The sequence below is a fragment of the Pelatocladus sp. BLCC-F211 genome, from assembly GCF_041928655.1.
In the GTDB taxonomy this organism is placed as follows: Bacteria; Cyanobacteriota; Cyanobacteriia; order Cyanobacteriales; family Nostocaceae; genus Pelatocladus.
In genome coordinates, this window is the sequence record NZ_JBHFLM010000097.1 from 1 (window position 1) to 4,042 (window position 4,042).

The 4,042-nt window shown below is 38.3% G+C and carries 4 protein-coding genes; 2 read left to right on the forward strand and 2 right to left on the reverse strand.

Annotated features, from left to right (window positions below):
- Positions 1-37 precede the first annotated feature (37 nt).
- Positions 38-860 (reverse strand): IS5 family transposase gene (locus ACE1AT_RS11950; protein WP_374868510.1). Its coding sequence is split into 2 segments (ribosomal slippage): positions 38-685 and positions 687-860, totalling 822 coding nucleotides; the frame shifts between segments, so codons are not numbered across the junction.
- Positions 861-905: 45 nt separating this feature from the next.
- The gene (locus ACE1AT_RS11955; RefSeq protein WP_374868504.1) at positions 906-1,907 is read right to left on the reverse strand and encodes a filamentous hemagglutinin N-terminal domain-containing protein; all 1,002 of its coding nucleotides are present in this window, start codon (positions 1,905-1,907) and stop codon (positions 906-908) included.
- A 280-nt stretch (positions 1,908-2,187) separates the two neighbouring features.
- Between ACE1AT_RS11955 and ACE1AT_RS11960 the strand changes: the two genes are divergently transcribed.
- Both ACE1AT_RS11960 and ACE1AT_RS11965 read left to right on the forward strand, forming a co-directional pair.
- A complete protein-coding gene (locus ACE1AT_RS11960) occupies positions 2,188-2,991 on the forward strand; it encodes a tetratricopeptide repeat protein (RefSeq protein ID WP_374868506.1) in 804 nt (267 codons plus the stop codon).
- A complete protein-coding gene (locus ACE1AT_RS11965) occupies positions 2,969-3,919 on the forward strand; it encodes a tetratricopeptide repeat protein (RefSeq protein ID WP_374868508.1) in 951 nt (316 codons plus the stop codon). Before ACE1AT_RS11960 ends, ACE1AT_RS11965 begins: the two co-directional genes overlap by 23 nt.
- Positions 3,920-4,042: the final 123 nt, after the last annotated feature.

Consider the following 4,042-nt stretch of genomic DNA (forward strand, 5'->3'; position numbering starts at 1 on the left):
CTAAGAGCATGTTTGAAAAGTTTTTCGGAGTTAAAAATTATGCTAATCGCCTCACCATAATGCGTATCATGGCAAGATAAATAAAAGTCTCGGATGTTTCAGGCAACAACTCATAGTCTCGAACTAATCGGCGACATCCCATCAACCAACCAAAAGTTCGCTCTACAACCCAACGTTTTTTGAGCAAGACAAAACCTTTAGACTCTTGCGATCGCAACACTACTTGCACAATCCAACGGCAAAAATTCATCACCCACTGCATGAAAGGCTCTCCATCAAAACCACCATCCACCCAGATAGTTGTCAAGCGAGATATCTTTTGATTGGACTGTTTAACTCGTTTTAGAACTTGTTTTCCTCCTTCTCGCTCACCAAAATTGGCTGCCGTGACTAAAACTCTCAAAACTAATCCCAAAGTATCAACAGTCATAAATCGTTTACGTCCTTTGATCTTTTTACCTGCATCAAAACCAACTGACTGGCTTACCATTGCTGCGCTTTTCACACTTTGACTGTCAATGATTGCCTCGGATGGACTTGGATGACGTTGATGCTCTATGCGAACCCATTCTCTAAGACTGTCGTGGATTAAGAGCCAAGTTCCGTCTTTACGCCAATTGCGAAAGTATGTATAGACCGTTTGCCAGGCAGGAAAATCTCCTGGTAGCGATCGCCATCTCACTCCAACTACTGCGAATGTAGAAAATCGCATTGAGGACTTCCCACATATCGACTTCACGCCTACGACCACCTGGTTTCGCATCTGGAATCAGGTCACTTATCAACTCATATTGTACCAGGGTCAAGTTACTGGGGTATGCACCACGAGTGTCGCTCTCTCGGTGCTGTTTACTATCTATTCACAGCGTATACTGAGAGAGCTTTTTTACAACCTACTCGACTTTTCAAACATCCTCTAAGATATTGATATTACGAGCATTTATTGCGATACTACCACCGCCTCCAGAAGTTACATCAACTTCAGCTAAATTTTTCAGGTCTACATCGATTCGAGGAACATCACTGGGAAAATTTAAACTTAGACCCGTATTACTAAAATTAAGTACCACAGTTCCTGTACTTCCTAATCCACCTAATTCAATTTGACCTCCACCTGCACGCAATCTTCCTTCACTTAGTAAAATTCCTCCAGTTTGAACAGAATTTGGAGATATATTTCCCCCAACAAATAGTAAGCTTTTTGATTCTGGAACTGACAAAAATCCTCTACTCTCGATTGAGTTAATTGACTGATTTGCTATTTGATTAAACAAAAAAGCTGAGGGATTAATCGTCAAAACTTGGGAAGGTTGATCACCAGAGGTATTAAAAGAACCGCGATCGCCAAATTGAATACCGTTAGCGGTTGTCGCCACAAACGAAGCACCAACATCTAGACGAGCATTTTCTCCAAACACAATACCATTGGGATTCATCACAAATAAGTTGGCATTGGAACGAAAAAGATTACCATCAATTACTTGCCGAGTCCCCAAAGTGCCGAAAATATTCGAGCGATTGCTTCCCGTTACCCGTGCCAAAATATTCTGAATGTTTGGATCGAAAACAAGAAAGTAAGCACCTCGATTTTCACCAACATTCAATTCTCGGAAACTGTGAAATAAATTTTGTCCCCGTTGCGCTCCACCTATAATTAAATCGTTGGGAGTCCCCTGAAAGTTGAAGATTACCCCAGAAGCCTCAGAACCCAATGTATTATCTGGTACTATGTTACTTTGAGCAAAAGCTGGACTGATGAAAGCGGCAATTCCAACGGTAAACTGTGCGATTCCCCAGGAAAGCTTCGCTAACGCACCCAAGCATCCCAACAAAACCGAAGTAGGCGATGCTTTTTTTGAACTACAATGCGATCGCATAACTTTTCTACCCCTGCCTAGTTTTTTCACTTTCCCCACTCCCACCACTCAAAGCTCTAGAGCAAAACGCGATCGCTAAATCTGTATTTATACTGATTCCATTTCTCAGATTATCATGTGTGTACTCTGCAAAACACTAGAACATCCAATTTTACTTACGTAATATTTTTTGATGACTCAGTAGCTAGGATTCATGATTTTTTATTGGCAAGCTTTTTGGTAATCTATTGGATTAAAGCCTTCTGTGAGATGTGTATATTTTATCTCTGCACAGAATTTTCAAACCACAATCAGCTACAGGAGTTAACCCGTGTCAAGCCGATATCAAAAACATAGATTGATAGCATTATTCTGCGTAATCGGCTTTACTCTTTCTCTATGGTTGGGTCAGTTATCATCCACAAATTTACAGGTGCAAATAGGGGAAGTCGCAACAGCACAAAATAGTAACCCAAGTCAACTAGTTCAAAAAGGTATCGACAGTTATCGTTTAGGAAATTTTCAACAAGCGATCGACCTTTGGAACGAAGCGCTAAAATTCTACAAAAACAATCAAAACCCTGTTAGCGAAGCTATTGTCCGAGAAAATTTAGCGAGAGCATATCCACAAATTGGTCAAACAGAAGCAGCAATTACAAATTGGGAGCAAGTTATTAGCTTATATCGAAAACTTCAAAGCACTCAGCACAGAGAAGAAAAAATCGCTAGAGCCACAACTGAGTTAGCACAGGTATACAGCAGTATCGGACAACCAAAAAAGGCGATCGCATTTTTGTGTAATCCTGAAGAAAATGAGAATAATGAGGACAAGAAGAAACAAAACAATAATAATAAGAACTGTACAAAAAATAGTGTTTTACAATTTGCCCGTGATAATATCAAAGACACTAATTTAGAGGTAGCAATTTTAGGTACTTTAGGTGATGCCTATCGACTAACAGGAACAGACGATTACGAAAAGGCAATTTACTATCTTGAATCTGGTTTAAAGAAAGCAAAAGAAAAAGAAAAGAAAAATCCTGTTTATTTTACTTCACTTAACAATAGTCTAGGTAACGCCTATTTACAAAAAGCCTTATTAAAGTCGTGCTTTGAGTCCAGTCGGAAGCTTTAATGATACTTCTAAATTTAAACAATATGCCAAGGAAGAAATAAAAAAAGCACATATTCATTTACAGCAAAGCCTGACAAATGCTCAAATTCAATCTGATAAAAAATCTGAAATTAAAGCAATAGAAAGCTTAGGTCATCTATACAAAACTTTAAAACAAAAAGAATTTAAAGAAATTCTAGATACTGATAACACACTTAATAAAATTAATCCTTCCCAAGAAATTAAAAAATTATTAGGTCAAGGGAATAATATCTTAAAAGATTTACCCCGAAATCGAGAACGAGTATATACGACTATCAACTTAATCAATTTACAAAAATCAACAGAGAGAAAATGTATAGCATCAAATTTTGATAAGCAAGCTGAAGAACTACTCGATGATGCTATTAATATTGCCCAAAGCCTGAAAGATAGTCGTGCGGAGTCATTTGCATTGGGAGAGAAGGGTTATATGTACGAATGTCGTCAAGAATATGGGAGTGCGATCGCATTTACCGAAAAAGCCAGAGTCGCAGCAGAAACAGCAAAGTCTCCAGATAGCTTGTATTTGTGGGAGTGGCAAATTGGACGTATTCTTAAGGTGCAAAACCAGACAGAAGAAGCAATTAAAGCTTACGAGCGAGCAATTAATACATTAGAAGGAAGCACCCGTGCTGATATTTTAACAGCAAATCGAGATATTCAATTTGATTTTCGAGATAGCATCGAGCCAATTTACCGCGATTTAGTTGCAATGAAACTCAGTTTAGAGTCATCGGTTGAAGCATCAGGTAAATCTATTGAGCCTAAAGACGGTAAAAGTAATTTTAGTTCTATTCTTAAGACTATTGATTCTTTAAAATTAGCGGAATTACAAAACTATTTTGGCGATGATTGTAATTTTCCAGCTTTCAATCAAAGTCAAAATAGTGTAAGGATTCAGGTGTGAGGTAGTTGACAGGGGTAATGTTCATGCGAGAACATCTGTAACATGAGTAAGGAAATGCCAGGACAGCAAAGCGATGAAGAACTTTACCAATTGTCTACTGAAGAATTGGTAGAAATCATCAAG